At 73.2% G+C, this 26,820-nt stretch carries 24 protein-coding genes and 1 pseudogene; 10 read left to right on the top strand and 15 right to left on the bottom strand.

Going from position 1 to position 26,820, the window contains the following annotated elements:
- Window positions 1-73: 73 nt before the first annotated feature.
- From ACIGXO_RS12955 to rbsK, 6 genes and pseudogenes are all read left to right on the top strand, one after another.
- A complete protein-coding gene (locus tag ACIGXO_RS12955) occupies window positions 74-1,093 on the top strand; it encodes an NADP-dependent oxidoreductase (protein WP_399784570.1) in 1,020 nt (339 codons plus the stop codon).
- A gap of 223 nt (window positions 1,094-1,316) precedes the next feature.
- On the top strand, window positions 1,317-1,745 hold the full coding sequence (locus ACIGXO_RS12950) for an organic hydroperoxide resistance protein (protein WP_399784568.1): 429 nt from the start codon (window positions 1,317-1,319) through the stop codon (window positions 1,743-1,745).
- Window positions 1,746-2,082: 337 nt separating this feature from the next.
- Window positions 2,083-3,153, top strand: a complete 1,071-nt coding sequence (locus ACIGXO_RS12945) for a LacI family DNA-binding transcriptional regulator (protein WP_399784566.1) — start codon at window positions 2,083-2,085, stop codon at window positions 3,151-3,153.
- A complete protein-coding gene (locus ACIGXO_RS12940; RefSeq protein ID WP_399784562.1) occupies window positions 3,150-4,763 on the top strand; it encodes a sugar ABC transporter ATP-binding protein in 1,614 nt (537 codons plus the stop codon). The genes ACIGXO_RS12945 and ACIGXO_RS12940 overlap by 4 nt, the downstream gene beginning before the upstream one ends.
- Window positions 4,753-6,677: pseudogene (locus ACIGXO_RS12935) on the top strand (substrate-binding domain-containing protein). The gene ACIGXO_RS12940 and the pseudogene ACIGXO_RS12935 overlap by 11 nt, the downstream one beginning before the upstream one ends.
- 121 nt (window positions 6,678-6,798) lie before the next feature.
- Window positions 6,799-7,752 carry a ribokinase gene (gene rbsK, locus ACIGXO_RS12930; RefSeq protein WP_399784559.1) on the top strand — a complete coding sequence of 318 codons (954 nt, stop codon included), beginning with the start codon at window positions 6,799-6,801 and terminating at the stop codon, window positions 7,750-7,752.
- Here rbsK and ACIGXO_RS12925 read toward each other — a convergent pair.
- From ACIGXO_RS12925 to ACIGXO_RS12910, 4 genes are all read right to left on the bottom strand, one after another.
- A complete protein-coding gene (locus tag ACIGXO_RS12925) occupies window positions 7,719-8,510 on the bottom strand; it encodes a carbon-nitrogen hydrolase family protein (RefSeq protein WP_399784556.1) in 792 nt (263 codons plus the stop codon). The genes rbsK and ACIGXO_RS12925 overlap by 34 nt on opposite strands.
- Before the next feature lie 7 nt (window positions 8,511-8,517).
- Window positions 8,518-9,825 (bottom strand): pyroglutamyl peptidase, encoded by a 1,308-nt coding sequence (locus tag ACIGXO_RS12920; protein WP_399784552.1) that lies wholly within the window; start codon window positions 9,823-9,825, stop codon window positions 8,518-8,520.
- A gap of 142 nt (window positions 9,826-9,967) precedes the next feature.
- A complete protein-coding gene (locus tag ACIGXO_RS12915; protein ID WP_399784549.1) occupies window positions 9,968-11,014 on the bottom strand; it encodes an aldose epimerase family protein in 1,047 nt (348 codons plus the stop codon).
- 42 nt (window positions 11,015-11,056) lie between these two features.
- A complete protein-coding gene (locus ACIGXO_RS12910; protein WP_399784546.1) occupies window positions 11,057-11,980 on the bottom strand; it encodes an SGNH/GDSL hydrolase family protein in 924 nt (307 codons plus the stop codon).
- Window positions 11,981-12,306: 326 nt separating this feature from the next.
- Between ACIGXO_RS12910 and ACIGXO_RS12905 the strand changes: the two genes are divergently transcribed.
- Complete coding sequence (locus ACIGXO_RS12905) at window positions 12,307-12,801, top strand: DUF3145 domain-containing protein (protein ID WP_031055108.1); 495 nt, start codon at window positions 12,307-12,309, stop codon at window positions 12,799-12,801.
- Window positions 12,802-12,852: 51 nt separating this feature from the next.
- A complete protein-coding gene (locus ACIGXO_RS12900) occupies window positions 12,853-13,728 on the top strand; it encodes an NAD(P)-dependent oxidoreductase (RefSeq protein WP_399784542.1) in 876 nt (291 codons plus the stop codon).
- Window positions 13,729-13,791: 63 nt separating this feature from the next.
- On the opposite strand, the gene ACIGXO_RS12895 is transcribed toward ACIGXO_RS12900, so the two are convergent.
- From ACIGXO_RS12895 to ACIGXO_RS12875, 5 genes are all read right to left on the bottom strand, one after another.
- The gene (locus tag ACIGXO_RS12895; protein WP_399784539.1) at window positions 13,792-15,072 is read right to left on the bottom strand and encodes a beta-ketoacyl-[acyl-carrier-protein] synthase family protein; all 1,281 of its coding nucleotides are present in this window, start codon (window positions 15,070-15,072) and stop codon (window positions 13,792-13,794) included.
- 77 nt (window positions 15,073-15,149) lie between these two features.
- Window positions 15,150-15,398, bottom strand: coding sequence for an acyl carrier protein (locus ACIGXO_RS12890; RefSeq protein WP_267245723.1), 249 nt, complete (start codon window positions 15,396-15,398; stop codon window positions 15,150-15,152).
- A gap of 101 nt (window positions 15,399-15,499) precedes the next feature.
- Window positions 15,500-16,546 carry a ketoacyl-ACP synthase III gene (locus ACIGXO_RS12885; protein WP_399784533.1) on the bottom strand — a complete coding sequence of 349 codons (1,047 nt, stop codon included), beginning with the start codon at window positions 16,544-16,546 and terminating at the stop codon, window positions 15,500-15,502.
- A gap of 14 nt (window positions 16,547-16,560) precedes the next feature.
- Window positions 16,561-17,517 (bottom strand): ACP S-malonyltransferase, encoded by a 957-nt coding sequence (locus ACIGXO_RS12880; RefSeq protein ID WP_399784530.1) that lies wholly within the window; start codon window positions 17,515-17,517, stop codon window positions 16,561-16,563.
- An 89-nt stretch (window positions 17,518-17,606) separates the two neighbouring features.
- Window positions 17,607-18,791: a CdaR family transcriptional regulator gene (locus ACIGXO_RS12875; RefSeq protein ID WP_052865563.1), complete on the bottom strand. Its 1,185-nt coding sequence runs from the start codon at window positions 18,789-18,791 to the stop codon at window positions 17,607-17,609.
- Between the two features lie 135 nt (window positions 18,792-18,926).
- Between ACIGXO_RS12875 and ACIGXO_RS12870 the strand changes: the two genes are divergently transcribed.
- Window positions 18,927-19,619, top strand: a complete 693-nt coding sequence (locus ACIGXO_RS12870) for a pirin family protein (RefSeq protein ID WP_399784527.1) — start codon at window positions 18,927-18,929, stop codon at window positions 19,617-19,619.
- A gap of 45 nt (window positions 19,620-19,664) precedes the next feature.
- On the opposite strand, the gene ACIGXO_RS12865 is transcribed toward ACIGXO_RS12870, so the two are convergent.
- The gene (locus ACIGXO_RS12865; RefSeq protein ID WP_399784524.1) at window positions 19,665-20,489 is read right to left on the bottom strand and encodes a serine hydrolase domain-containing protein; all 825 of its coding nucleotides are present in this window, start codon (window positions 20,487-20,489) and stop codon (window positions 19,665-19,667) included.
- A gap of 113 nt (window positions 20,490-20,602) precedes the next feature.
- On the opposite strand from ACIGXO_RS12865, the gene ACIGXO_RS12860 reads away from it, so the two are divergent.
- Complete coding sequence (locus ACIGXO_RS12860) at window positions 20,603-21,082, top strand: MerR family transcriptional regulator (RefSeq protein ID WP_399784521.1); 480 nt, start codon at window positions 20,603-20,605, stop codon at window positions 21,080-21,082.
- An 83-nt stretch (window positions 21,083-21,165) separates the two neighbouring features.
- On the opposite strand, the gene ACIGXO_RS12855 is transcribed toward ACIGXO_RS12860, so the two are convergent.
- The 5 genes from ACIGXO_RS12855 to ACIGXO_RS12835 form a co-directional block, all read right to left on the bottom strand.
- On the bottom strand, window positions 21,166-22,419 hold the full coding sequence (locus tag ACIGXO_RS12855; protein WP_399784518.1) for an acyltransferase: 1,254 nt from the start codon (window positions 22,417-22,419) through the stop codon (window positions 21,166-21,168).
- Between the two features lie 26 nt (window positions 22,420-22,445).
- The gene (locus ACIGXO_RS12850) at window positions 22,446-23,672 is read right to left on the bottom strand and encodes an alpha/beta hydrolase (RefSeq protein WP_399784515.1); all 1,227 of its coding nucleotides are present in this window, start codon (window positions 23,670-23,672) and stop codon (window positions 22,446-22,448) included.
- A gap of 134 nt (window positions 23,673-23,806) precedes the next feature.
- Complete coding sequence (locus tag ACIGXO_RS12845; RefSeq protein ID WP_399784512.1) at window positions 23,807-24,487, bottom strand: response regulator; 681 nt, start codon at window positions 24,485-24,487, stop codon at window positions 23,807-23,809.
- On the bottom strand, window positions 24,484-25,734 hold the full coding sequence (locus tag ACIGXO_RS12840) for a sensor histidine kinase (RefSeq protein WP_399784509.1): 1,251 nt from the start codon (window positions 25,732-25,734) through the stop codon (window positions 24,484-24,486). Before ACIGXO_RS12840 ends, ACIGXO_RS12845 begins: the two co-directional genes overlap by 4 nt.
- 107 nt (window positions 25,735-25,841) lie before the next feature.
- Window positions 25,842-26,744 (bottom strand): DUF4429 domain-containing protein, encoded by a 903-nt coding sequence (locus tag ACIGXO_RS12835; RefSeq protein ID WP_399784506.1) that lies wholly within the window; start codon window positions 26,742-26,744, stop codon window positions 25,842-25,844.
- Between the last annotated feature and the right edge of the window lie 76 nt (window positions 26,745-26,820).

Genomic DNA, 26,820 nt, shown 5'->3' with positions numbered 1-26,820 from the left:
TGACAACCTGAAATATTGAGGAGCATGGTTGTTTCAGTACATGAAACATCTTCCGCATCAGGAGGCTCCGGGCATGTCCGCACTCCCCACGACCGGCCGCGAATGGCACCTCGTCGCCCGCCCGCAGGGCTGGCCGACCCCCGCCGACTTCGCCCTGCGCGAGGCGCCGGTGGCCGAGCCCGGTGAGGGCCAGATCCTGGTCCGCAACATCCACTTCTCCGTCGATCCGTACATGCGCGGCCGCATGAGCACGGCGAAGTCGTACGTCGAGCCGTTCGAGCTGGACAAGCCCATGCAGGGCGGCGCGGTCGGCGAGGTCATCGCCTCCAACGCCGAGGGCTTCGAGGTGGGCGACCACGCCCTGCACTTCCTCGGCTGGCGCGAGTACGCCACGGTCAACGCGAAGACCGCGGTGAAGGTGGACTCCGAGACCGCCCCGCTGAGCACGTACCTCGGGGTGCTCGGCATGCCGGGCCTGACCGCCTACGCCGGCCTGCTCCGCGTCGCGGACTTCAAGGAGGGCGACGCGGTCTTCGTCTCCGGCGCGGCGGGCGCGGTCGGCGGCCAGGTCGGCCAGATCGCCAAGCTCAAGGGCGCGTCCCGGGTGATCGGCTCGGCCGGTTCGGACGAGAAGGTCAAGGTCCTCCTGGAGGAGTACGGCTTCGACGCGGCGTTCAACTACAAGAACGGCCCGGTGAAGGACCAGCTCAAGGAGGCCGCGCCCGACGGCATCGACGTCTACTTCGACAACGTCGGCGGGGACCACCTCGAGGCGGCCATCGCGGCGCTGAACCTGCACGGCCGCATCGCCGTCTGCGGCATGATCTCGCAGTACAACGCGACCGAGCCGACCCCGGCCCCGCGCAACCTGGCCCAGATCATCGCCAAGCGCTTCCGCATGGAGGGGCTGCTCGTCGGTGATCACTACGACCTGCAGCCGAAGTTCGTCGAGGAGGTCTCGGCCTGGGTGCGGTCGGGCGAGCTGAAGTACCGCGAGACGTTCGTGGAGGGCATCGAGAACGGCGTCGAGGCGTTCCTCGGCCTCCTCCGCGGCGAGAACACCGGCAAGATGGTCGTCAGCCTGCCCGCCTGACGCGCCACGGCGGCGCGCCGCAGCCGGGGGAGGGCGCCGTCGCCCCACCCGCAGCCGCGGGAGACGGTGCCGCCCCACCGGTCACGGGGCCGTCGCCCTACCGGCAGTTGAGGAATTCGTCAAGGCCCCTTGCTCGCGGCCCTCTTGTGGCCGCCCGTTAGGCTCGGGGCAAGCCGTCGCGATCGTGGGCGCGAGTCGCGGCGTACGTACAGGAGGAATCCGTATGTCCATCCAGCCCGTCGACGTCGTCTACACCGCTGTCGCCACGGCGGAGAACGGCCGTGACGGCCGTGTCGCCTCCGACGACGGCAAGCTCGACGTCGTCGTCAACCCGCCCAAGGAGCAGGGCGGCAGCGGCGCCGGCACCAACCCCGAGCAGCTCTTCGCCGCCGGGTACAGCGCCTGCTTCCAGGGCGCGCTGAGCGTCGTGGCCCGCCAGGAGAAGGCGGACGTCTCCGGCTCGCGGGTGACCGCCAAGGTCGGCATAGGCAAGACCCCGGCCGGCGGCTTCGGCCTCACGGTCGAGATCGCGGCCTCGATCCCGAACGTCGACGCGGACACCGCGAAGGCGCTGGTGGAGAAGGCGCACCAGGTCTGCCCGTACTCGAACGCCACCCGCGGCAACATCGAGGTCAAGCTGACCGTCGCCTGACCCGTGACGCGCGGCGCGCGGCAGGAAGCGCCGCCCGCCGCAAGAAGGGCCGCACCCCGCCCGGGGTGCGGCCCTTCGGCGTTCCCGGCGGCCTCCGCTCCGCCCGCACCGGGCCGGTTCCGGCCGTTCCGGGCCGGGCGGCAGGCGCGCAACGACCATCGCCCGCAACGACCATCGCCCGTCCCCAGCCCCACTCGCACCTCCACCCCCAAGTGACGCAGCCCACACTTATGAAACCTTGACGCCATGCCCGTGTAATCGATTACGTAGCCCCCACTGCAGCACGAGTAATCGATTACACGCGACCACCGGACGAGAGCGTGAGGGCGAGGGCGCCATGGCGAACATCAAGGACGTGGCCGAGCGGGCCGGCGTCTCCGTGGCCACCGTCTCGCGCGTGCTCAACGGCCACTCGCCCGTCGCGGCCACCCGCGACCGCGTGCTCGCCGCCGTCGAGGAGCTCGGCTACCGGCCCAACAACGTCGCCCGTGCCCTGCGCACCGCCCGTACCGGCGCGCTCGGCCTGCTCATCGGCGACCTGACCAATCCGTTCTTCACCGAGCTCGCGGACGCCGTGGAGGACGAGGCCCGCAGCCTCGGCTACAGCCTGGTCATCGGCAACGCGGGCGAGAGCCCGCAGCAGCAGGACGACCACATCCGTACGCTCATCGACCGGCGGATCGACGGGCTGCTGGTCAGCTCGGCCGGCACCGGTTCGCCCGTACTGCGCGAGACCGCCGCGGCCGGTACCCCGCTGGTCCTGCTGGACCGCGCCGTCGACGGGCTCGACGTGCCCTGCGTACGGGCCGACGGCCGGGCGGCGCTCGCCGACCTCGCCGCGCACTTCGCCGCGCTCGGCCGCCGCCGCCCCGCGATCATCGTCGCGCCGGCCGGCACCCGCACCGGCGCCGACCGGCTGCGGTTCTTCCGGGAGGCGCTGCGCCCGTACGGCATCGAGCTGCCCGACGAGCGGGTCGGCGCCACGCCCGACCTCCAGCCCACCGGGGGCCGCCGGGTCATGCGCGGCTTCCTGGACCTGCCCGAGCCGCCGGACGCGGTGCTCGCCACGGACAACCTGATGGCGCTCGGCGCGATGGACGAGATCCGGGCGCGCGGCCTGCGCGTACCGGACGACGTGGCGCTGGTGGGCTACGACGACGTGCCGTGGTTCCGGCACACCGACCCGCCGCTGACCGCCATCGCGCAGCCCACCCGCGAGCTGGGCCGGGCCGCCGTGCACACCCTGCTGGCGCGGATCGAGGGCAGGCCGGCCGAGTCCGTGCTGCTCCCCGCCCGCCTCGTACCGCGCCGCTCCTGCGGCGAGCCGGAACCGGCCGGCCACGACCCCCTGACCACCGACGACAGCGATACCGACAGCGACACCCACAACGAGAGGGGCAGCGCATGACCGGCGTCAACGACGACGTACCGGGCGGCCGCGAACTGCTGCGCGTGGAGGGGGTGACGAAGTCGTTCCCCGGTGTGCGCGCCCTGGACGGCGTGGACATGAGCCTGCGCGCCGGCGAGGTGCACGTACTCCTCGGTGAGAACGGCGCGGGCAAGAGCACCCTGATCAAGATGCTCTCGGGCGCGCACCGCCCCGACGACGGCCGCATCCTGGCCGACGGCGGACAGGACGGCTCGCGCGACGGCCTGCACGAGGTGCACATCCGCTCCGCCCAGGACGCCGAACGCCTCGGCATCGCCACCATCTACCAGGAGTTCAACCTCGTCCCCGGCCTCACCGTCGCCGAGAACATCTTCCTCGGCCGGCAGCCGCGCACCGCGCTCGGCCTGGTCGACAAGAAGGCCATGCGGGCCCGCGCCGCCGAGCTGCTCGAACGCGTACGGCTGGACGTCTCCCCGAACACTCCTGTCGCCGAACTGGGCATCGCCCGGCTCCAGATGGTCGAAATCGCCAAGGCACTGAGTCTTGAAGCGCGCATACTGATCATGGATGAGCCCACGGCCGTCCTCACCTCCGAGGAGGTGGAAACGCTCTTCGGGCTCGTCCGCGAGCTGCGCGAATCCGGCGTCGGCATCATCTTCATCACCCACCACCTGGAGGAGATCGGCGCGCTCGGCGACCGGGTCACCGTGCTGCGCGACGGCCGGTCCGTCGACGAGGTGCCCGCGTCCACCGACGAGGACGAGCTGATCCGCCTGATGGTCGGCCGGGACATCGCCGAGCAGTACCCGCGGCAGCGCCCCGAGGAGCCGGGCGCGCCCCTGCTGCGGGTGCGCGGGCTGACCCGTAACGGGCCCAAGGGCCTGCCGGTGTTCCAGGACGTCGGCTTCGAGGTGCGGGCCGGGGAGGTCGTCGGCGTCGCCGGGCTGGTGGGCGCGGGCCGTACCGAGGTGGCCCGGGCGATCTTCGGCGTGGACGCGTACGACGCCGGGACGGTCGAGATCGACGGTACGGAGCTGGCCCGCGGCGACGTGCGCGCCGCCATGCGTGCCGGGCTCGGGCTGGTGCCTGAGGACCGCAAGGGCCAGGGGCTGGTGCTGGACGCCTCGCTGCAGGACAACCTCACGCTCGCCCGGCTGCACCGCGACACCCGCGGCGGCCTGGTGGACCGCGGTGCGCAGCGGCGCGAAGCGGCCAGGGTGGCGGGCCGGTTGAAAGTACGGATGAGCGGGCTCGCGCAGAGCGCCCGTACCCTCTCCGGCGGCAACCAGCAGAAGATCGTCATCGGCAAGTGGCTGCTGACCGACACCAAGCTGCTGATCCTCGACGAGCCGACGCGCGGCATCGACGTCGGCGCGAAGGTCGAGATCTACCAGCTGATCAACGAACTGACGGCGGCCGGCAAGGCGGTCCTGATGATCTCCAGCGACCTGCCCGAGGTGCTCGGCATGAGCGACCGGGTGCTGGTGATGTCCCAGGGCCGGCTGGCCGGCGAGCTGCCGGCGGCCGAGGCCACCCAGGACGCGGTGATGGAGCTGGCGCTCCAGGCCGCGCCGGACGACACGACGAACCAAGACGAGAGCGCGATGGAGGGCTCCGATGTCCGCTGAGGTGAAGACGGGAGCCGCCGCCGAGGCGGTGGGAGAGGCACCGGGCCGGGACGGCTTCGGGCCGTGGTTCTCCCGCGCGGTGCTGCGCAACGGGCCGCTGGGCGGCCTGATCGCGCTGGTCGTGGTGATGGCGGTGCTCTCCAGGGACTTCCTGAACGGGCAGAACCTCCTCAACGTCGGCGTGCAGGCGTCGGTCACCGCGATCCTGGCCTTCGGCGTCACCTTCGTGATCGTCTCGGCCGGCATCGACCTGTCCGTCGGCTCGGTCGCGGCCCTGTCGGCGACGGTCGTCGCCTGGGCGGCCACCACCGAGGGCCTGCCGGTGATCGTCGCCGTACTGCTCGGGCTGGTGGTCGGCGCGGCCGCGGGCCTGCTGTCCGGCGCGCTCGTCGCGTACGGGAAGCTGCCCGCCTTCATCGCCACCCTCGCGATGCTGTCCGTCGGCCGCGGCCTCGCGCTGGTGATCTCCGGCGGCTCGCCGATCGCGTTCCCCGCCTCGGTCAGCAAGCTCGGCGACACGCTCGGCGGCTGGCTGCCGGTGCCCGTCCTCGTCATGATCGCGATGGGGCTGATCGCGGCGCTGATACTGGCCCGTACGTACACCGGGCGCGCGATGTTCGCCATCGGCGGCAACGAGGAGGCGGCGCGGCTCTCCGGTATCCACGTCAAGCGCCGCAAGCTGGTCATCTATGCGCTGTCCGGGCTGTTCGCCGCGGTCGCCGGCATCGTGCTGGCAGCCCGGCTCACCTCCGCCCAGCCGCAGGCCGCCACCGGTTACGAACTGGACGCCATCGCGGCCGTCGTCATCGGCGGCGCCAGCCTCTCCGGCGGCTCCGGCAAGGCGTCCGGCACGCTCATCGGCGCGCTGATCCTCGCGGTGTTGCGCAACGGCCTGAACCTGCTGAGCGTCTCCGCGTTCTGGCAGCAGGTCGCCACCGGCCTGGTGATCGCCCTCGCGGTCCTGCTGGACACGCTGCGGCGGCGGAGCGCGCGATGAGGGGGCGTACGGGAGCACTCGCGGCCGCCGCTGCCGTGCTGGCCACCCTCGTGGTCAGCGGCTGCGACCGGGGCGGCAACACGGACCTCGGCCTCGCCCTGTCCACCATGAACAACCCGTTCTTCGTGGGCATCAAGGAAGGCGCGCAGGCCGAGGCCGAGGCGCGCGGGCTGAAGATCAACATCACCGACGCGCAGAACGACCCCACCCAGCAGATCAACCAGCTGGAGACCTTCACCAGCCAGAACGTCAAGGCCGCGATCATCAACCCGGTCGACTCCGACGCCGCCGTACCGGCCGTCGGCGTCGCCAACCGCGCCGATGTCCCCGTCATCTCCCTGGACCGCGGCGTCAACGGCGGGAAGGTCGGCTCGACCATCGCCTCCGACAACGTCGCGGGCGGCCGGCTCGCCGCGAAGACGCTCGCCGAATCGCTCGGCGGCAAGGGCAAGGTGGTGTTCCTCGAAGGCCAGCCGGGCACCTCGGCGGCGCGCGAGCGCGGCCAGGGCTTCGAGGCGGGCATCAAGAAGTACCCCGGTATCCAGGTCGTCGCGCGGCAGCCCGCCGACTTCGACCGCACCAAGGGCATGGACGTGATGTCCAACATGCTCCAGGCGCACCGCGACATCGCCGGCGTCTTCGCCGCCAACGACGAGATGGCGCTCGGCGCTTCCAAGGCGCTCGGCGCCAAGTCCGGCTCGGCCGTGCGGGTCGTGGGCTTCGACGGCACGCCGGACGGCATCAAGGCCGTACGGAATGGGACCCTGACGGCGACCGTCGCGCAGCAGCCGAAGCTGCTCGGCAAGCAGGCCGTGGACTGGGCCCTGAAGGCGGCCCGGCACCAGCCGCTGCCCAAGCAGGTGAAGGTGCCGGTGGTACTGGTGACGGAGAAGAACGCGGCGCGGTACGACGGATGACCGCGGTGCGGTACGAGGGATGACCACGCGCGGTACGACGGATGACCGCGGCGAGGGCAGCAGGACACCGGGCGGCGGCACACCGCCGCCCGGCAGTGAACGAAGAATGGAAACGGCGGACGTGGACGCACACAACGACGACCACAGCGACGGCTGCGAGCACAGCGACGGCTACGACTACGACGTGCTGGTGGTGGGCTCGGCCAATGCCGACCTGACGGTCCGGGTGGACCGGCGGCCGGACGCGGGCGAGACCGTGCTCGGTACGGACCTGGTCGAGTCGGCGGGCGGCAAGGGCGCCAACCAGGCCGCCGCCGCTGCCCGGCTCGGCGGCCGGGTCGCGCTGCTGGCGCGGGTCGGGGCCGACTCCTACGGCGAGCTGCTGATGGAGGCCCAGCGCGCGGCCGGTACCGATGTACGGCACGTGATCGTCGACCCGGAGGCCCGCACCGGCACCGCGATGATCATCGTCGGCGCGGACGGCGACAACAGCATCGTCGTCTCGCTCGGCGCCAACGCGGCGCTCAGCCCGAAGGACGTCGCCGCGGCCCGCGAGGTGATCGCGTCCGCCGCCGTGGTCTCCCTCCAGCTGGAGATCCCGATGGAGTCCGTGGTGGCCACGGCCGCCGCGGCGCGCGAGGCCGGCACCCGCGTCGTCCTCAACCCCTCCCCGGCACCCGAGAGCCTCGCCCCCGAACTGCTCGCCGCCGCCGACCCGCTGGTGGTCAACGAGCACGAGGCACGCCGGCTCTCCGGCGCCGCGGACGGCGGCCCGGCGGAGTGGGCCCGCGCGCTGCGCGCACGCGGCGCCCGCTCGGTCGTCGTCACCCTCGGCGGCGACGGCGCGTACGTCCTGGACGCGGACGGCGCCGCGGCCGTACCCGGCGTGAAGGTGACGGCCGTGGACACCACGGGCGCGGGCGACGCCTTCACCGGCGCCCTCGCCACCCGCCTCGCCCGCGGCGAGCCCCTGGCCACGGCCGCGCGCTACGCCGTACGCGTCGGCGCCGCAGCCGTCACCAAGCCCGGCGCCCAGCCGTCCTACCCGACGCCGGACGAGCTGCCGGGCGCCTGAGCGGCCGGCTCCGCCGCCACCGCCGGGTCCGACATCAGCGTGATCCGCTCCCGCAGGTCGGCGAGGGTGAGCCCGGCCTCGGTACCCGCGTCGGCGAGCCGGCCGGCCGTCGGTGACCACGCGCCGCTCAGGCCGCAGGCGGTGCCCGGGCTGCCCGGGCCGAGGCAGTTGGCCAGCAGCACTTGCAGGCCGTGCTCCCGGGCGGCCGCCGCGTACAGCTCCTCGACTCGCACCGCCGAGTCGTGGAACGCGCTCGCCAGCAGTACCCCGCAGCCGTCCGCCGCGGCCCGCTCCCACACCTCCGGGTGCGCCGTGTCGTAGCACGTGGCCAGGGCGATGCGGAGGCCGCCGAGCGTGCACCTGCCGTCCGTGCGGCCCGGCGTGAAGACCGCCTTCTCCGGGCCGTGCAGATGCCGCTTGTCGTAGCGGGTCAGCAGCGCGCCGTCCGGGCCGTAGACGTACGAGGTCAAGGCCAGTCCGCCGTTCGCCGCGGGCGCCGGGCAGTTGACCACCGCGGCCGTGCCGGTCGCCCGGCAGGCGGCCGCGACCGGCGCGAGGACCGGACCGTCCGCGGCGTACGCATACCGCTCCGGCGCGGCGGCTATCCCGTCCAGCTCATAGCCCGTCAGCGCCAGCTCGGCGAAGACGACGAGCCCGGCGCCGCGCTCGGCGGCCTCGGTGATCAGCCCGGCCATCCGCGCCGCGTTGGCGGCGGCGTCCAGCGGGACGGGGGCGAACTGCGCTGCTGCGACGATCATTTGCCCATCATGCACCCGGCCACTGACAACCGGCCTCGACCGCCGTCCGCACCAGCTCCCGCAGTTGTCCGACGATCGCCAGGCGGTTGCGGACGAAGGCCGGATCGGTGACCGTGCCGGTCTTCGGGTCGGTGTTGCCGGGGCCGAATTCCAGTACCGGGGTGTGCAGATGGCCGCCCGGCAGGGACGGGGCCACGGCGTCGCGCAGCAGCGTCGCACGGTAGGCGATCTCGTTGGAGAGGTAGTTTCCGCCGCCGCCCGCGCGGGCCGTGGAGCCCGGGGTCGGGCCGTCCGGACGCTCCACGGGAGCGCCGCCGCCCGCCGGGATCTCGGTGACCGCGGTGTTGTCGTGCACCGGGTACGGGCCTGTCGAGGCGCCCGCGAGCGCCTCGTAGGGCAGCGTCGTGCCCGTCCACTGGGGCTGCGGCCGTACCGTCGGCACGCCCTCGGGAATCGGCACCGTCTCCGTACGCGACTCCCGCGCGTTGTCCGGATAGCCGCCCCGCCAGGCCCCGTTGGTGCGCTCCACGTCGAAGCGGCCGGGGCGGCCCTGGCTCACGGTGGTGAAGAGGTCGACCTGGCGCGGCCCCGGGCGGAAGTGCGGCAGCAGGGTGCGTTCCACGGTTCCGGCCGCGAAGTCCGACCAGCGGACCGGGATGACCGCGGTCTCGATCCGCACGGCCCGCCCCGAAGCGGTGCGCACCGTCGTCCCGTCCAGCGCGAGCGCCGACGCGCCCGACGGGTTGCTGCGCCGCGGATCGGCGTCCAGCTGGAACGGGTCGAAGCCCGTCACCAGGACACGCGTGACGCCCCGCCCCGGAGGCAGCTCGATCGAGTCCTCGCCCCGGGACGCGCGCTCCAGCGCCCCGGCCAGCGCCGCGCGCCCTCCGTCGGACAGCGCGAAGGACGGCTGCCACTCCCGAAGGGCCCGGGTCATCTCCAGCCGCGCCCAGTACAGCGGCCGGTCGTCGTCCCGGCTGAGATCGCCGCCCGCCGGGCCGCGCCCCTGGACCCGGTCCACGGCCCGCTCCCACAGGGCACGCGCGGCCCGTCCGACGTACCGTTTCGCCGCGCCCTCCGAGCGCGTCGCGGCCAGCCCCCGGGCGAACTCCGGGCCGATCTCGTCGAAGCCGCTGCGGCGCAGGATTTCCCGCGGGGCGGCGAGCGAGAGTCGCGCCTCCTCGACCGCGACCGGGGAGGGGGCGGTGGGCCGCTCCTGAGCGGCGGCCGCCGGAGCGGTCAGGGCCAGGGGGAGCGCGGCGGTCAGTGCCGTCCCGAGGGCGACGAGCCTGAGCCTGGTACGTATGCGTCTCATGGGGGCGAGTAAAGCGGGAGGGGCCCTTGGGGCGGTAGAGGGCAGCCCCGCCAAAGCCGATCGCCGCGCGGCCCGTAGGCCGGCGGCCGCCGCCCGGCCCCGTAGTCCGGCCGCGCGCCCCCGTAGGCGGGCCGCCCGGCCCCTACTCCGTCCCGAACCCGTACACCGTCCGCGACCGGAACACCCCGCCCGGCCGCAGCACCGTGCCGGGGAAGTCCGGGCGGTTGGGGGAGTCGGGGAAGTGCTGGGTCTCCAGGGCGATTCCGCCGCCCGCCAGGAGGGGGCGGCCCGTGCTGCCCGTCAGCGAACCGTCCAAGTGCTCGGCCGTGTAGAGCTGTACGCCCGGCTCGGTGGTCGACAGGCGCAGGACGCGCCCCGAGGAGGGCTCGCTCAGCTCGGCCACCGGACGCGGCGCCGGAGCCCGGTCCTCGGGGCCGCCGATCGTCCCCGAGCCGTCGCCGACCACGAACGTGTGGTCGTACCCGCGACCGACGGTCCGGCGCACCCGGAAGTCGAAGCGGGTACCGGCGACGGGGGCCGGGGCGCCGGCCGGGATGCCGGTCGCGTCGACCGGGAGGTAGTGATCCGCCGCCATCCGCAGCCGGTGCGTCTCCGCGCCGCCGCTGCCGTCACCGCTGAGGTCGAAGTACGAGTGGTTGGTGAGGTTCAGGACGGTCGGCGCGTCCGTGGTGGCGCGGTAGTCGCAGGCCAGCTCCCCGGTGGCGGAGAGCGTGTACCGGACGCGGACGTCCAGCGCCCCGGGGAAGCCCTCCTCGCCGTCCCCGCTGGTGCGCCGCAGCTCCACTCCTCCTGGGCACGGCGCGGCGTCCCACAGGGCCGTGGAGAAGTTCGCGACGCCACCGTGCAGGCAGTTCGGCCCGTCGTTGGCGGGCAGTGCGTACCGCTGCCCTTCAAGGGTGAACGCGGCGCCCCCGATACGGCCCGCGTACCGGCCGACCAGCGCCCCGAAGTACGACTCGCCGTGCGCCTCGTACCCGGCCGCGTCCGGGAAGCCGAGCACGGTCTCGCCGCGCGCACCGTGCCGGTCGGGTGTCTCGACGCTCTGCACGATGCCGCCGTACGTCAGGATCCGTACCCGGACTGCGCCTGCTTCGAGTGTCCAGCGGTGGACGATACTGCCGTTTTTCAAGGTGCCGAAGGGCTCTTCGGCGACGTGGGTCGCGCTCATGCCGGGGAGCCTATGCCCGCGCACCCCGGGGGCAGCGCCCGGTCAGCCGCGGCCCTCGGGGCGGGTGACGGTGCGGTAGGCCAACTCGGCCAGTTCGCGCTGACCGCGCTTGCTCGGGTGGAACCAGTCCCACTCGCTCAACTCCCTGCCAGTAAAGCGGTAATCAAACACCGCCTGGTCGAACCGGCAGCGGCGGTCCTCCTCGCACACCTCGCGCAGCGCCGTGTTGTAGGCGATCACTTGGTCCCGCACGCCCTGCCTGCGGTCGTCGGCGGCGCGCGAGACGTCGTCCGCGTCGTGCAGCATCGACTGGCAGATCCCGAGCTTCCACACCTGCTTGCCCACGGGATTCCGGCGGCCCTGCGACCACAGCCGCATCAGATCGGGCACCGCGGCGACGTAGACCTGCGTACGGGGCAGTGCCCGGCGCAGCTTCTTCAAGGACGTCCGGAAACCGGCGCGGAAATCAGCCGTTGGTGTCATGGCGGAGGCGTTGTTCCGGCAGGCGTCGTTGGCGCCGATCAGGATCGTGACAAGTTGGGGTTTGTGCGGAATCGCTCGGTCGATCTGGCGTGGCAGATCGTCCATGAGCGCTCCGGTGCGGGCGTAGTTCCAGGCGTGTCCGGACGGGTCCGCCACGAGGCGTTCGGCCAGGCTGTGGACGGCCGGATCCGTGCCCGTGGCCCAGGAGGCGGCCGTGCAGTCGGCCAGCAGTCCGCAGGCGTCGAAGCCGGCCGTTATCGAGTCACCCAGCGCGGCAACGGAATCCGGACGGGTGTCCCAAACCGGTGGGGGTGCCGGGTGCGGACGGGCGGATTCCGTGCGGCCGCGCGAGGCCGGGGAGTTGTCGCCGCTGTCGCCGGAACCGCAGGCCGGAACGGCAAAGAGCAGGGCGGCGGCGAGCGCCGCGCGGACGGCGGCCGGCCGCCGGCGAGGGCGTCCGGAGGCCCAGTTGATCTTTGCCATCCCCTGTCCCCCTCCGACGTGCGAGTGATATCTCTTCCGTGAGCGACGGTACGTCACTCCTCCGCGGTCACAGCGCGATAGCTTTGCCCCGTGGCCGTCGGGCGGCGACCTGGAGGAGTAGCGCACTCCCGTACGAACAAATTACAACACGTCATTTCCTGTCCCTTTTGTGGCGAATTGAGCCCCATGGTGTTTACTGTAGGTAACCTCGCGTGCTGGTGCCGAAGTGATCATTGGGGCAGAATGTCAGCAGCTGTCCCGGCCGAGACCGGAACGGGCACGAGGCCGCTGGGGAAGGCGAACCTCGAACCGTACTGGAGGTCCCGGTGACGACACGTGGAGTTCTGTACGTCCACTCCGCTCCGCGCGCGCTGTGCCCGCACGTCGAATGGGCCGTCGCGGGCGTCCTCGGCGTGCGCGTCAATCTCGACTGGATCCGGCAGCCCGCCTCGCCCGGCACCTGGCGCGCGGAGTTCTCCTGGCAGGGCGAGTCCGGCACGGCCTCCAAACTCGCCTCCGCGCTGCGCGGCTGGCACCTCCTGCGCTTCGAGGTGACCGCTGAGCCGTGCGCGGCCGCCGAGGGCGAGCGCTACAGCTCCACGCCCGACCTGGGCATCTTCCACGCCGTCACGGGCATCCACGGCGACATCCTGATCCCCGAGGACCGGCTGCGGGCCGCGGTGGCGCGCTCCGCGCGCGGCGAGACCGACCTGGCCGCCGAGGTCGCCCGGCTCCTCGGGAAGCCGTGGGACGACGAGTTGGAGCCCTTCCGGTACGCGGGCGAGGGCGCGCCGGTGCGGTGGCTGCACCAGGTCGTCTGACGGGTGCGGCGCGTTTGTCCTCGAGTCCGCTCGAAGACGTAGCGTGCGTCCATGGCTGACAAGACCTCAGTGGCTGTACTCGGGACCGGAATCATGGGTGCCGCGATGGCCCGCAACCTCGCGCGCGCCGGCCTCGACGTCCGCGTATGGAACCGCACCCGCGCCAAGGCCGAGCCGCTGGCCGCCGACGGCGCGCGGGTGGCCGACACCGCCTCCGCCGCGGTGGACGGCGCGGACATCGTGCTCACGATGGTGCACGACGGGCCCGCCGCGCTGGACGCGCTCCGCCAGGCCGAGCCCGCGCTGCGCCCCGGGCAGCTGTGGCTGCAGATGAGCACGGTCGGCCCCCAGGCGCTGGCGCCGCTCGCTCAGTTCGCGACCGCACATGGCCTCGCCTTCGTCGACGCCCCGGTCCTCGGTACCAAGCAGCCCGCCGAGAACGGGGCACTGACCGTCCTCGCGGCCGGCCCGCAGGACGTAAGGGAGGCCGCCGAGGAGGTCTTCGGGATCGTCGGGCAGCGCACGCTGTGGGCCGGTGAGGACGGCGCGAGCGGCGCCGCCAGCCGCCTCAAGCTCGTCGCCAACAGCTGGGTGCTGACGATCATCAACGGCGCGGGCGAGGCGCTGGCACTCGCCGAGGGTCTGGGCGTGGACCCGCGCGACTTCCTGGACGCGGTGGCCGGCGGCCCCCTCGACCTGCCGTACCTGCAGATGAAGTCCCAGCTGATCCTCTCCGGCGACTACCCGGCGAGCTTCACGGTCTCCGCGGCCCGCAAGGACGCGGCCCTGATCGCGGCGGCCGCGGAGGACGCCGGCGTACGGATGGACCTGGCGGCTGCCGCCGCCGAACGCTTCCGCAGGGCGGAGGCGGCGGGCCACGGCGACAAGGACGGCGCCGCCGCCTATTACGCGAGCTTCGAGAAGTGAGAACGTGACGAGGCCCGCCCCGGATCACCCGGGGCGGGCCTCGTCACGTACTTACGGCAGGCGTCAGACCGTACGGAACGCCAGCACTACGTTGTGGCCGCCGAAGCCGAACGAGTTGTTGATCGCCGCGATCGTGCCCTCCGGCAGCTGCCGGGGCTCGTCGCGGACGATGTCCGCGTCGACCTCGTCGTCGAGGTTCTCGACGTTGATGGTCGGCGGAGCCTGGCGGTGGTGCAGCGCGAGGACCGTCGCGACGGTCTCGATGCCGCCCGCGCCGCCCAGCAGGTGGCCGGTCATCGACTTGGTACCGGAGATCGCGATGTGGTCCACATCGTCGCCCAGCACCCGGCGCAGCGCCTTGATCTCGGCGACGTCACCCTGCGGGGTGGACGTGGCGTGCGCGTTGAGGTGCACCAGCTCGGCCGGCTTGAGGTCGGTGGCGTCCAGCAGGTTCTGCACGGCCGCCGCGATGCCCCGGCCGGTCGGCTCGGGCTGCGCGATGTGGTGGCTGTCCGCGGACAGGCCCTGGCCCAGCACCTCGCAGTACACCTTGGCGCCGCGCTTGGCCGCGTGCTCCGCCGACTCCAGGATCACCACGCCCGCACCTTCACCGAGGACGAAGCCGTCCCGGGCGGTGTCGTACGGGCGGGACGCCTTCTCCGGCTCGTCGTTGTTCTTCGACATCGCCATCATGTTCGCGAAGGCGACGATGGGAAGCGGGTGGATCGCCGCCTCGGTGCCGCCCGCGACGACCACGTCGGCACGGCCGGTGCGGATCATCTCGACGGCGTACCCGATGGCCTCGGCGCCGGAGGCGCAGGCGCTCACGGGGGTGTGCACGCCCGCCTGCGCGCCGACCTCCAGGCCGACGTTGGCGGACGGGCCGTTGGGCATGAGCATCGGCACGGTGTGCGGGGAGACGCGGCGTACGCCCTTCTCCTTCAGCACGTCGTACTGGTCGAGCAGGGTGGTCACGCCGCCGATGCCGGAGGCGATCACGGTGCCCAGGCGCTCCGGGGCGATCAGGGCCGAGCCGTCCTCGGCGGTGTCCTCGCCGGCCGGGCCGGTGTAACCGGCGTCGGCCCACGCCTCACGCGCGGCGATCAGCGCGAACTGCGCGGAGCGGTCGAGCTTGCGGGCGACGGGGCGCGGCAGGACCTGGTCCGGCTCCACGGCCGCGGTGGCGGCCATCCGGACGGGCAGGTCGGCGAAGCGCTCGCCTTCCAGGGGCCGCACGCCGGAGCGGCCCGCCAGCAGACCTTCCCAGGTCGAAGCGGAGTCGCCACCCAGCGGTGTGGTTGCGCCGATACCGGTGACGACCACGGTGCGATTGGTCGCGTTCACGGGAATTCTTGTCTCCACGGGTAGAGGGGTCGAGAATCGACGGCGCCACCGCGGGGTGGCGACATGCTCCGAGCTGGTCAGCTCTGGTGGTCGAGGATGTACTTGGTGGCGTCGCCGACCGTCTTGAGGTTCTTGACGTCGTCGTCGGGGATCTTGACGTCGAAGCGCTCCTCGGCGGCGACGACGACCTCGACCATGGACAGCGAGTCGACGTCCAGGTCGTCGGTGAAGGACTTGTCCAGCTGGACGTCCTCAACGGGGATCCCGGCGATCTCGTTCACGATCTCGGCGAGACCGGCGACGATCTCTTCCTGAGTGGCGGCCATGATGGCTCCTTCGGTGTTTTTCGAGTGAAACTGTGCGTTGCGGTGAAGTTCCAGTACAGCCGCCGGACCGCCCGGAGACGTCGGCGCTGCGTAGATCTTGCCTAGGGGAGAGTAACGACCGTGGCGGCGTACACGAGACCCGCCCCGAACCCGATGACGAGCGCGGTGTCGCCGCTCTTGGCCTGACCGGTCGCCAGCAGCCGCTCCATCGCGAGCGGAATCGAGGCGGCCGAGGTGTTGCCGGTGGTCTCGATGTCCCGGGCGACCGTGACGGACTCGGGGAGCTTGAGCGTCTTCACCATCGAGTCGATGATCCGCATGTTGGCCTGATGCGGGATGAAGACGTCCAGATCCTCGGGCTTGACCCCGGCCACGTCCAGTGCTTCCTGGGCGACCTTGGCCATCTCGAAGACCGCCCAGCGGAAGACCGCCTGGCCCTCCTGGGTGATCGCCGGGTAGCGGATCTCGTCCAGGGCGAGCTGGTCGGCCGGGCCGTTGCCGCCGGGCACCGGGGTGCGGCGGTAGACGTCCCAGCTCAGGGTCTGCTTGATGGTCTCGGACTTGTCGCCCTCCGAGCCCCAGACGGTCGGGCCGATGGCCGGCTCCTCCGACGGGCCCACGACCACGGCACCGGCGCCGTCACCGAAGAGGAAGGCCGTCGCGCGGTCCTCCAGGTCGGTCAGGTCCGAGAGCCGCTCCACGCCGATGACCAGCACGTACTCCGCCGAGCCCTCGGTGACCATGCCCTTGGCCAGGGTCAGGCCGTAACCGAAGCCCGCGCAGCCCGCCGAGATGTCGAACGCGGCCGGCTTGCCCGCCCCTATCCGGTGCGCGATCTCCGTCGCGACCGCCGGGGTCTGCTTGAAGTGCGAAACCGTCGAGACGATCACGCCGCCGATCTGCTCCGGCGTGAGACCCGCATCGGCGATCGCCTTGCCGGCGGCCTCCACCGACATCGCCGCGACGGTCTCCTCGGGACCGGCCCAGTGCCGCGTGGCGATGCCCGAGCGCGACCGGATCCATTCGTCGGACGAGTCGATGTGCTTGAGGATCTCCTCGTTCGGCACGACATTGACGGGGCGGTAGCCGCCCACGCCCATGATCCGCGCGTACGGGGCGCCCTGCGAGGGCTTGATCTTCGAGGTCATGCTCTTCGGTCTCCTTATCCGGCCGAGTTCTCGGCAGCGGGAGAAGCGTGCTCGGCGATCAGCTCGCGGGCCGCGTCGAGGTCCTCCGGCGTCTTCAGCGCCAGGGTCTTCACACCGGGCAGCGCGCGCTTGGCGAGGCCCACCAGGGTCCCGCCCGGAGCCGCCTCGATCATCGCGGTGACGCCCAGTTCCTTGAAGGTCTCCATGCACAGGTCCCAGCGGACCGGGTTGGCCACCTGACCCACCAGCCGCTGCACGACCTCCTGGCCGCCGGTGACGACCTGGCCGTCCTTGTTCGAGACGTACCGGGTGTGCGGGGCGGCGGGGGACAGCTCGGCCACCGCGGACTCCAGGGTGGAGACAGCCGGGGCCATGTGCACCGTGTGGAACGCGCCGGCGACCTTCAGCGGGACGACCCGGCGGGTGCCCTCCGGCTTGTCCTCGGCGAGCGCCGCCAGCTGCTCGGCGGTGCCGGCGGCCACGATCTGGCCCGCGCCATTCACGTTCGCCGGGGTCAGGCCCAGCTTCTCCAGGTGCGGCAGGACCGTCTCCGGCTCGCCGCCCAGCAGGGCCGACATGCCGGTCTCGGTGACGGCCGCGGCCTCGGCCATGGCCAGACCACGCTTGCGTACGAGACCCATGGCGGCCTCGTCCGGCAGTACACCGGTCAGCGCGGCGGCGGCGAGCTCACCGACGCTGTGCCCGGCCGCGGCGCCGACGAGCGACGCGAAGTCCTCCGGCGAGGCGAAGAGCTGCCGCGCGGAGATCAGAGCGGAGGCGACCAGCAGCGGCTGGGCGACGGCGGTGTCGCGGATCTCTTCCGCGTCCGCCTTCGTGCCGTAGTGGACCAGGTCGAGGTCGATGGCGGCCGACCAGGCACGCAGCCGGTCCTCGACACCGGGAAGGTCGAGCCAGGGAGTCAGGAAGCCGGGCGTCTGAGCGCCTTGGCCGGGAGCGACGAGTACGAGCACTCTCACACTCTCTCTTGTGGGAGGTCCCGCCCGCCCGTGGGGACAGGGACGAAGAACCATCGGGGTAATTGTTGGTGTCCGACAAAAGCTTAGGGTTGCGCCTCACCGTCGGCCAGACGCCCCAGGATGAGGGCGATACGCAAGGTGAATGCCGAGCGGACATCGGAGGGCGACCATCCGGTGACGTCCGTCACACGTCGGAGCCGGTAGCGCACGGTGTTGGGGTGGACGAAGAGCATCCGCGCCGCCCCCTCCAGGCTGCTCGCCTGCTCCAGGTAGACGCTCAGTGTTTCGAGGAGGGCACTGCCTGCTTCCTCCAGTGGTCTGTAGATCTCCTCCACCAACTGATCGCGCGCCGCCGGGTCGCCGGCCATCGCGCGCTCCGGCAGCAGATCGTCCGCCAGCACCGGCCGCGGCGCGTCCGGCCATGCCGCGCACGCCTTCAGGCCCGCCGCCGCGGCCTGCGCCGACCGCGTCGCCGCCAGCAGGTCCGAGACCACCGGGCCCGCCACCACAGGACCCGCGGCGAACGGCCCGATCAGCGCCTTCGCCGCCTTCAGCGGCTCGTCCGAACCCCCCGCGATCACCACCAGCCGCTGCCCCAGCACGCCCGTCAGCACCTGCAGCTTCGCGTGCCGCGCGGCCCGCCGGATCGCCTCCACCGTCAGCTCGCTGTCCCCGTCCGGGGCCGTGCCGAGCACCACCGCGACATGCTCCGGGGAGTTCCAGCCCAGCGCCGCGGCCCGGGACACCGCGCCCTCGTCCGCCTCACCGGACAGCACCGCGTTGACGACCAGCGACTCCAGCCGCGCGTCCCAGGCACCCCGGGCCTCCGCGGCCTGCGCGTAGACCTGTGCGGTCGCGAAGGCGATCTCCCGCGCGTACACCAGGAGCGCCTCGCGCAGCACCGACTCGTCACCCGGAGCGGCGACATCGTCGATCGCCGTCTCCATGACCTCGATCGTGGTGCGGACCATCTCCACGGTCTGCCGCAGCGTGATCGCCCGGGTCAGCTCGCGCGGCGCCGTACCGAAAACGTCGGTGGAGATCGCCTGCGGGGTCTCCGGATGCCGGAACCACTCGGTGAAGGCCGCGATGCCCGCCTGCGCCACCAGACCGATCCACGACCGGTTCTCCGGGGGCATCGCCCGGTACCACGGCAGTGTCTCGTCCATGCGGGCAATGGCATGGGCCGCGAGCTTGCCGGAGGACTTCTCCAGGCGGCGCAGGGTCGCGGAGTGCGGGTGGGCGTCGTGCGATGCGGGTTCAGACACGGGGACAAGCCTGCCTTATCAGGGCGGGGTGGTGGCGCGGTGGGGCTACGGTGGCTGAATGCTGTGTTGCCCGGCGGGTGCTCCCCGGACCCTCAGCCGGGGCCGGTCGGCTTGGATCAGGAGAGGTGGACACGGGTGATCGAGGTACGGAGAAGCGACGAGCGGTACCGGGGCGGGGACGCGGACGCCGGCATCGACACGCGGCACGCCTTCTCCTTCGGACCGCACTACGACCCCGGCAACATCCGCTTCGGCGCGCTGATCGCGTGCAATGAGGAGCGGCTGGCCCCCGGCGCCGGCTTCGACGAACACCCGCACAGCAACACCGAGATCGTCACCTGGGTCGTCGAGGGCGAACTGACCCACCGCGACACCACCGGACACGAAACGCTCGTACGGGCCGGCGACGTCCAGCGGCTCAGCTCCGCCGCCGGCGTACGGCACGTCGAGCGCAACGACTCCGACGGGCCGCTGCGCTTCGTCCAGATGTGGCTGGCCCCCACCGCCTCCGGCGGCGAACCCGACTACGAAGTGGTGCGCGGCATCGCCGACGGCACCCCGTACGCCGTGCCGCGCGCCGACGCGCTGCTGCACGTACGGCGGCTCGCGGCGGGCGACCGTACGGCCGTACCGGACGGCGCGCGCGTCTACGTCCACGTCGTACGCGGCGCGGTACGCCTCGGCGACGCGCTCACCGACGGCGGCCCGGCGCTGCTGGAGGCGGGCGACGCGGCGCGTGTCACCGACGCCAAGGAGCTGGAGCTGACCGCCGAGTCCCCGGCGGAGCTCCTGATGTGGGAGATGCGGGAGGAGCCGACGTACGGCTGATGCCCGGGCCGGGCCTTTGTGCCGCGGCCCGGGGAGGGGCTCGGTTCAGGCGGCCCGCAGGTCCGCCAGTACCGCGTCCGTGAAGGGCGGCCACGCCTCGATCGCCCACGGCCCGAACGCGCGGTCCGCGAGCGCGGCGCAGGCGGCGCCCGCGTCCGGGTCCACCCACAGGAACGTTCCGGCCTGCCCGAAGTGCCCGAACGTACGCGGCGAGGACCCGGCGCCCGTCCAGTGCGGCGCCTTGCCGTCCCGGATCTCGAAGCCCAGCCCCCAGTCGTTCGGCTTCTGGTTGCCGTACCCCGGCAGCACGCCCGACAGCCCGGGGAAGACCACCGACGTCGCCGCGTCCAGCGTCTCGCGCGCCAGCAGCCGCGGCGCCAGCAGCTCGGCGCCAAAACGCGCCAGGTCGGCGGCGGTCGACACGCCGTCCTTGGCCGGTGAGCCGCCGGCCGGCAGCTCGGTCGCCGTCATGCCCAGCGGATCGAGCACGGCCTCCTTCAAGTACTGCGGAAAGGGGATGTCCGTGGCCTTCGCGAGGTGCTCGCCCAGCGCCTCGAAACCGGCGTTGGAGTAGATCCGCCGCGTACCGGGCGCGGCCATCACACGGTCCTCGTCGAACGCGAGCCCCGACGTGTGCGCGAGCAGATGCCGTACCGTGGCGCCGTCCGGGCCCGCCGGCTCGTCCAGCTCCACCGCGCCCTCCTCCACCGCGAGCAGCGCGGCGTACGCGGCCAGCGGCTTGGTCACGGAGGCCAGCGCGAAGCGGTGCTCCTGCGGCCCGTGCGCACCGGCCACCGTGCCGTCGGCTCGTACGACGACCGCCGCAGCAGTGGGCACCGGCCAGTTCTCTATCATCCGCAGGCTCTCCATGGCGCCCAGCGTAACTTCCTCAAGATTGCGCCAAGTCTTCGCTTGCTTGGAGTGCACTCCAGCTCTCTAGCGTTGTCAGCGGCGTGAGCGAAACGGCGAACGGGAGAGACGGCATGACGGTCATGGAGAGCGCTCCGGTCACGGCCCCGGCGAGGCCGCGCAACTGCGCCGGCCTGCGGTCCGGTCCGCGGCGGCCGGACGGCCAGGACCGGTACACGATCAGCGAGGTCGTCGGCCTCACCGGGCTCAGCGCGCACACCCTGCGCTGGTACGAGCGCATCGGCCTGATGCCGCACGTCGACCGCACCCACACCGGACAGCGCCGCTTCAGCAACCGCGACCTGGACTGGCTGGACCTGGTGGGCAAGCTGCGGCTGACCGGCATGCCGGTCGCCGACATGGTCCGGTACGCGGAAATGGTCCGGGAGGGCCCGGCGACGTTCGCCGCGCGGGAACGGCTCCTCACGGCGCACCGCGAGGACGTCCGGCAGCGGATCGCCGAGCTGCGCGACACGCTGGACGTCCTCGACTACAAGATCGACCTGTACGCCGACGCCCGCCTGGCGTCGGAGCGGGAGCTCGAACACGGCTGAGACACGTGTGGGCGGCTGAGGCACGTGTGGGTGGTTTGGGGCGGGGGTGGGGGGCCTACTTGTGCGGCGGGGGAGGGCCCCACTCATCCCATACCCAGGGCGAAGAGGGTGAAGCCCGCGGAGAGGGCCGCGGCGCCGCCGCGCAGCGTGCGGCCCGCGCCCCACGGCGCTTCGAAGCGACGGGTGAGCAGGCTGATCGCGGCCAGGGCCAGGGCGAAGACCGGCAGCCAGGCCAGGCGGGTCAGCAGCCAGGCCGTTGAGTCGGGCGCCGTGGTCAGGCCCGGTATCGGGCCGCAGTACGACGACGGCACCGCCACCGCCAGCATCGCGGTCTGATGCCAGCAGAAGACGGTCATCGCGCACAGGTTGACGATCACGACCGGCGCCCACAGCGCCGGCCGGCGCAGCAGCGCGGCGATCCGGTCCCGCAGCAGGACGGCGGCCCCGCACTGCGCCGCCGCCAGCGCCGGGACCAGCAGCGACGGCGGGTGCGAGTTCGTCCGGGCGGCGCCCGGGACGCCGACCATGCTCGCGGGGTAATGGAAGACCAGCAGGAGGGCGGCGAAGACGACCGCGCCGCCGGTCAGCAGCGCCCACGCGGCGCGTCGGCCGAGCCCGCCCCGGTACGTGGACGGCGTGCGGGCGTCCCCCTCGCCCCAGCAGACCCCCAGTTGGTACGCGAACAGCCAGCCGGGGAGCAGGTTGAGCAGCGCGAGCCAGGACGGCACGGCGGCGGCGTACGGGCCGTACCGCAGGAAGTCGACCACCGCGACGGCCGCGAACAGCGGGGCGGCCGCCCATGGTCCGAGCCGGCGCGCGGCGCGCACGCAGTACGGGGTGAGCGCCGTGACCCCGGCGTACACGGCGACGAACCACAACGGCTGGACGACCAGCACCGCCCCCGTGCGCAGCGTCGCCTCGGGCACCCCCGCGGCGGACAGCACTCCGATCAGCAGCGCCCAGATGGCCGTGACGGCGAGCGCCGGGCGGCCCAGGCGGGCCAGCCGGCCGCCCAGCCAGCGCGCGGTGGACTCCCCGCGCCCGCTCGCGCGCCGGTAGGACAGCACCGAGGAGTACCCGCCGACCAGGAAGAAGATCCCCAGCAGTTGGAGCACCCAGCTCACCGGCGCGAGGAAGCCGAGCGCGGACAGCGCGCTGGCGTTGTGCAGCGCGCCGTCGGCGTCCCGCGTGAAGCCGCCGGCCAGCCAGTGCCCCGTCGGCACGGCGAGCAGCGCGAGCGCCCGCAGCCCGTCGATCCCGCGGTCGCGGTGCGCCGGGGTGCGGGTCTCGATGGCGGCCACGGTCCTGCGGAGCGGGTTCGGTAACGCGAGAGTCATGGCGGTGTCCTCGGGTGAGGGCGCGGTCAGCGCACGCGGGAGGGGTGGCCGAGCACGATGTCGGCGAAGCCGGCCAGGGAGTCGGTGCCGGGCACGAGGTAGCCGGTGTGGCCCTCGGCGCGGTCGGCGGCGACGCGGCGCGCGCCGAACGCGGGGTCGGTCGGGTCGGTGCCGTGGCCCAGGCCCAGCACCTCGACGTTCGGTATGTTGCCGATCCAGTCCGAGGCGTCCCGGGCCGCCCACACCCGCCCGCCGGCGTGCAGGTCGGCGGCGCGCTCCGTACGCGCCCCCGGCGAGCCGAAGAGGATCACGTCCCCGACCGCGCTCCGTCCGGCGCGGGGCGCCGCCAGGCCGCAGACGACCGAGCCGTAGCTGTGGCAGAGCAGGGCGGGCGCCGGGACGCCGGTCGCGGCGAGTCCCGCCAGCAGTCGGGCCAGCCGCGGCGCGCCGGCCTCCGCGAGCCGCCCCGTCGCGGCGTCCGGGCCGAGCCCGACGGGTGTGGTGTAACCGGCCCAGGCGAGCACCGCGGTGGGCGTCGCCGGCTCCTCGGCGGACATCCGGGCGCGCAGCGAGGCCGCCATGGCGGTCGGCGTGCCGTACCGGTCCCGCTCGCGGTCGAACGAGCCGAGGTCGATGTCCGAGCCGGGCACGACCACCGCCGTGCGCCGGGCCGCGTCGAGGTCTCCGTACACCTCGGCGACCTGGCCCCGGCCGCGCGGGTCGAAGAAGAGGATCTGCCGTCCGGGGGCGAGGAGTTCGGTGCAGCGGGCGGCCAGCGTGCGGGCCCGGGCCCGGTCTTCGGCAGCGCGGGCGGGGTCGTCCGCGCGGGCGTACAGGCGGGCGCGTTCGGCCCGCAGGGCGCGGGCGTTCGCGCGGTAACGCAGCCGTGCCGGCGCGCCGTCCATGGTGCCCACGGTCATCGGGTGCCGGTCGGCGAGCCGTTGCCGCTCCGCCTCGGTCAGGCCGGCGAAGAAGCGGGCCACGGCGGCGGGCGAGGCGGTCGCCGGGTCGGGCAGCGGCCGGCCGAGCGTGTGGTCGGCGCGCCAGGCGGCGGCGCCCGGCGCGGGGCCGGTGACGGCGGTCTGCTCGCTGCCGGCGGCCCAGCCGCCGGTGGCCGCGATGATCGCGGCCGCCACGAGGACGCCGGCGAGCCCGCGGCGCCGCCGGCGGGTGCCGGATCGCGTACCGGGCTGCTCACCGGGCCGGGTACCGGTAGGTGGCGCGGCCGTAAGCGGCAGGGTGCGCGGCGGCATCGTGGGTCTCCCTCTCCAGGCGGTGTGGCCGGAGGGAAACGTAGGGAGGGGGTGCCGGGCGCGGCGTCACACTGCGGCGCCAACTGCCGGGTGATACCGGGGTATCGGGTGCTCCTCCGTACGGAGGAGCAGGCTCACCGGTCGCCCGGCGTCACCAGCCCCGACTCGTACGCGAAGATCACGGCCTGGGCGCGGTCGCGCAGGTCCAGTTTGGCCAGTACCCGCCCGATGTGGGTCTTCACCGTCTGCTCGGCCAGTACGAGTTCGGCCGCGATCTCCTGGTTGGACAGGCCGCGCGCGATCAGCTCCAGTACCTCGGTCTCGCGCGGTGTGAGCCCGTTCAGCCGCAGCGACTCGCGGTCCCTCCGGGGCGCGGGGCGCTGCCGTGCGAAGTCGGCGATCAGGCGGCGGGTCACCGAGGGAGCGAGCAGCGCCTCGCCGGCCGCCACGACCCGGACCGCGGAGATCAGGTCGGCCGGCGGCGCGTCCTTCAGCAGGAAGCCGGACGCGCCGGCGCGCAGCGCTTCGTACACGTAGTCGTCGACGTCGAAGGTGGTGAGCATCAGGACCTTCGGGCGGTGCACGACGCCCGGGGGCGGGGACAGCAGCTGCCGGGCCGCCTCCAGGCCGTCCATCTCCGGCATCCGGACGTCCATCAGCACCACGTCGGGGTGGGTACGGCGGCTCAGTTCGACGCCCTGCGCCCCGTCCGCCGCGTCGCCGACGACGTCGATGTCGCTCTGCGCGGCGAGCAGCGCGGCGAAGCCCGCCCGCACCATGGCCTGGTCGTCAACGATGATCACGCGGGTGGTCATGCGCGCGTCGGGTCCTTCCCCGTCGGGGGCTCCGTGAGCGGGAGCCGGGCGGCGACACGGTAACCCCCGTCCGGCAGCGGACCGGTGTCCAGGGTGCCGTCCAACAGGCGTACGCGCTCCCGCATCCCGACCAGTCCGTGGCCGGTTCCGGTCGTCTCCAGCGGCTCGGCGGCGTGCGGCGGCGGGCCGTTGACGACCAGGACCGACAGGCCGGTGCGGTCCGGCGTGACCGAGACCCGGGTGCGGGCGCCGGGCGCGTGCCGTACGACGTTCGACAGCGCCTCCTGCACGATCCGGTACCCCGAGAGGCCGACGGCGGGCGGGAGTTCGCCGAGCGCCCGGGAGAGCGTCAGTTCCACCGGTACACCGGCGCGTACGGTCCCCTCCACCAGCCGCTCCAGCTGGTCCAGGCCCGGCTGCGGCGCCTTCTCGGGGCCGCCCTGCCGCTCGCTCTCCTCGCTGCGCAGCACGCCCAGCAGCCGGCGCATCTCGGCCAGCGACTCGCGCGCCGTCGCGGCGATCGTCCCGAACTCCTCGGCGGCTTCCGGCGGCAGGCCCTGGAGGCGGTACGGCGCGCTGTCCGCCTGCACCGTGATCACCGACATGTGGTGCGCGACGACGTCGTGCAGCTCGCGGGCGATGCGGGTGCGCTCCTCCAGCAGCGTGCGCCGGGCGCGCTCCGCCTCGCTGATCGTTTCCTGCTCCGCCAACTGCCGCCGGGCGTCCCCGCGTTCCCGCAGGGCGCCCGCCAGCAGCAGCACCACGCCGGTGAGGATGAAGAGCAGCAGCCAGGTGGCGTCGGAGCGGGCGGGCCGGAGGAAGCCGAAGAGGATGCCGGCCGCGCCGGTGGCGAGCCACACAGCGAGCAGCACGCGGCGCCGCTCGCGCAGTCCGAGGGCGAGCGCCAGGGCGAGGTATCCCACGATGGTGGGCGGCGGCCAGGGCCAGATGGTGCCCTGGGCGGCGGGGATGCTCGCCAGGGCCAGCGCGGCGCCCAGGTCGGCGGCGAAGATCACCCCCCACGCCTGCAGCGGGCGGACCACGGCCAGCAGCAGCGGGAGGGTCTGGGCGACGCCGAGCGCGCCGGCCAGTCCGCTGTTCATGTCGTAGTCGTTGGCCAGCACGACGATGGTGCTGGGCAGCAGCGAGGCGGTGAACCCGAAGGCGACGACGTACGGCAGCCACCGCAGCCAGCGGGGCCCGCCCACGCCGAAGAGGGGATCGGAGGAGGGGGAGGAGGTGGACATCGCCGGATCAGCGTATGCGGGCGGACCCCGGCGGGGCGTCATACTGCGGTCCTCGGTAGGAGGTCATACCTGGGTATCAGGCGGCCGCCGGCCGGATGCCCGGCGCTCTACAACTCCGCCAGCAGCTCGGCCTTCTTCGCGCTGAATTCGGCGTCCGTCAGCAGTCCCGCGTCGTGCAGCTCGCCGAGCTGCCGTATGCGGTCGGCGATGTCGGCGGGGCCGCGGTGCGGCTCCAGGGGACGGCACTGCGGCGCGGGCGCGGGGGCCGGGCCCGCGGTCCGTACGGCCTGGAGGACGGCCGCGGCGAACGGCAGCGACTCGTGCACCGGGCCGTAGCCGAGGCCGAAGATCACCGAGGCCGGGTCCTGCTCGGCGCCGTCCTGGTTCTCCTCCCCGGCGCCGTGCGCCAGCAGCCGCAGATAGCCGTTGTGCCACGTGCCGGACGGGGCGGGCGCCGAGCTGCCGCTCTCCGGGGAGCGCCACACCACGCCGGACAGCCCGTCGACGGAAAAGCTCTGGTCACCGGACTTCCACTTCGCGGACGAGGCGCCGGTCCAGAACCAGCGGAACGCCACCGAGCTGCCGTCGAAGGACGCCTTGCCGTCGTACGCCTTGAAGGTCAGCGGCGGCTCGGGGGCCGCCACGAGGTGCCGCTCGGCGGGGGCCGCCGCGTCCGGGCCGAGGAGGCCGGCCAGCTGGTCGCGGTAGTACTCGGCGCTGTCCGCGCGGTCGGCGGGGAGCACCAGGCGGTACGGGTCGGCGTCGTCCTTGAGCTGGCCGTCGGCGGCGTCCATCAGCGGGTCGGCGCCAGGCCGGGGCCGGGCATGCAGGACCACCGTCCCGCGCCTGCCCTGCGAGAGCCGCACGGAGCTCAGCGCTTCGTAGGGGATGCGGCGCTCGCCGAGCGCCTGGAACAGCTTGGGCTTGCGGATCCCCCGTTCGAAGCGGATGAGCACGGAGTCCGTGTCGAACTCCCAGACGGCATGAAAACCGGCCAGCACATCACCCATGCGGTTCATCGTAAGCGGCGGGCGGCCCGCCCGTCCCCCTTCCGTACAGCACCGTGCTACGCGCGTCACGCCGCTC

It is taken from the genome of Streptomyces sp. NPDC053542 (assembly GCF_044544685.1).
In the GTDB taxonomy this organism is placed as follows: Bacteria; Actinomycetota; Actinomycetes; order Streptomycetales; family Streptomycetaceae; genus Streptomyces.
This window is presented reverse-complemented; position numbering and strand designations above follow the sequence as displayed.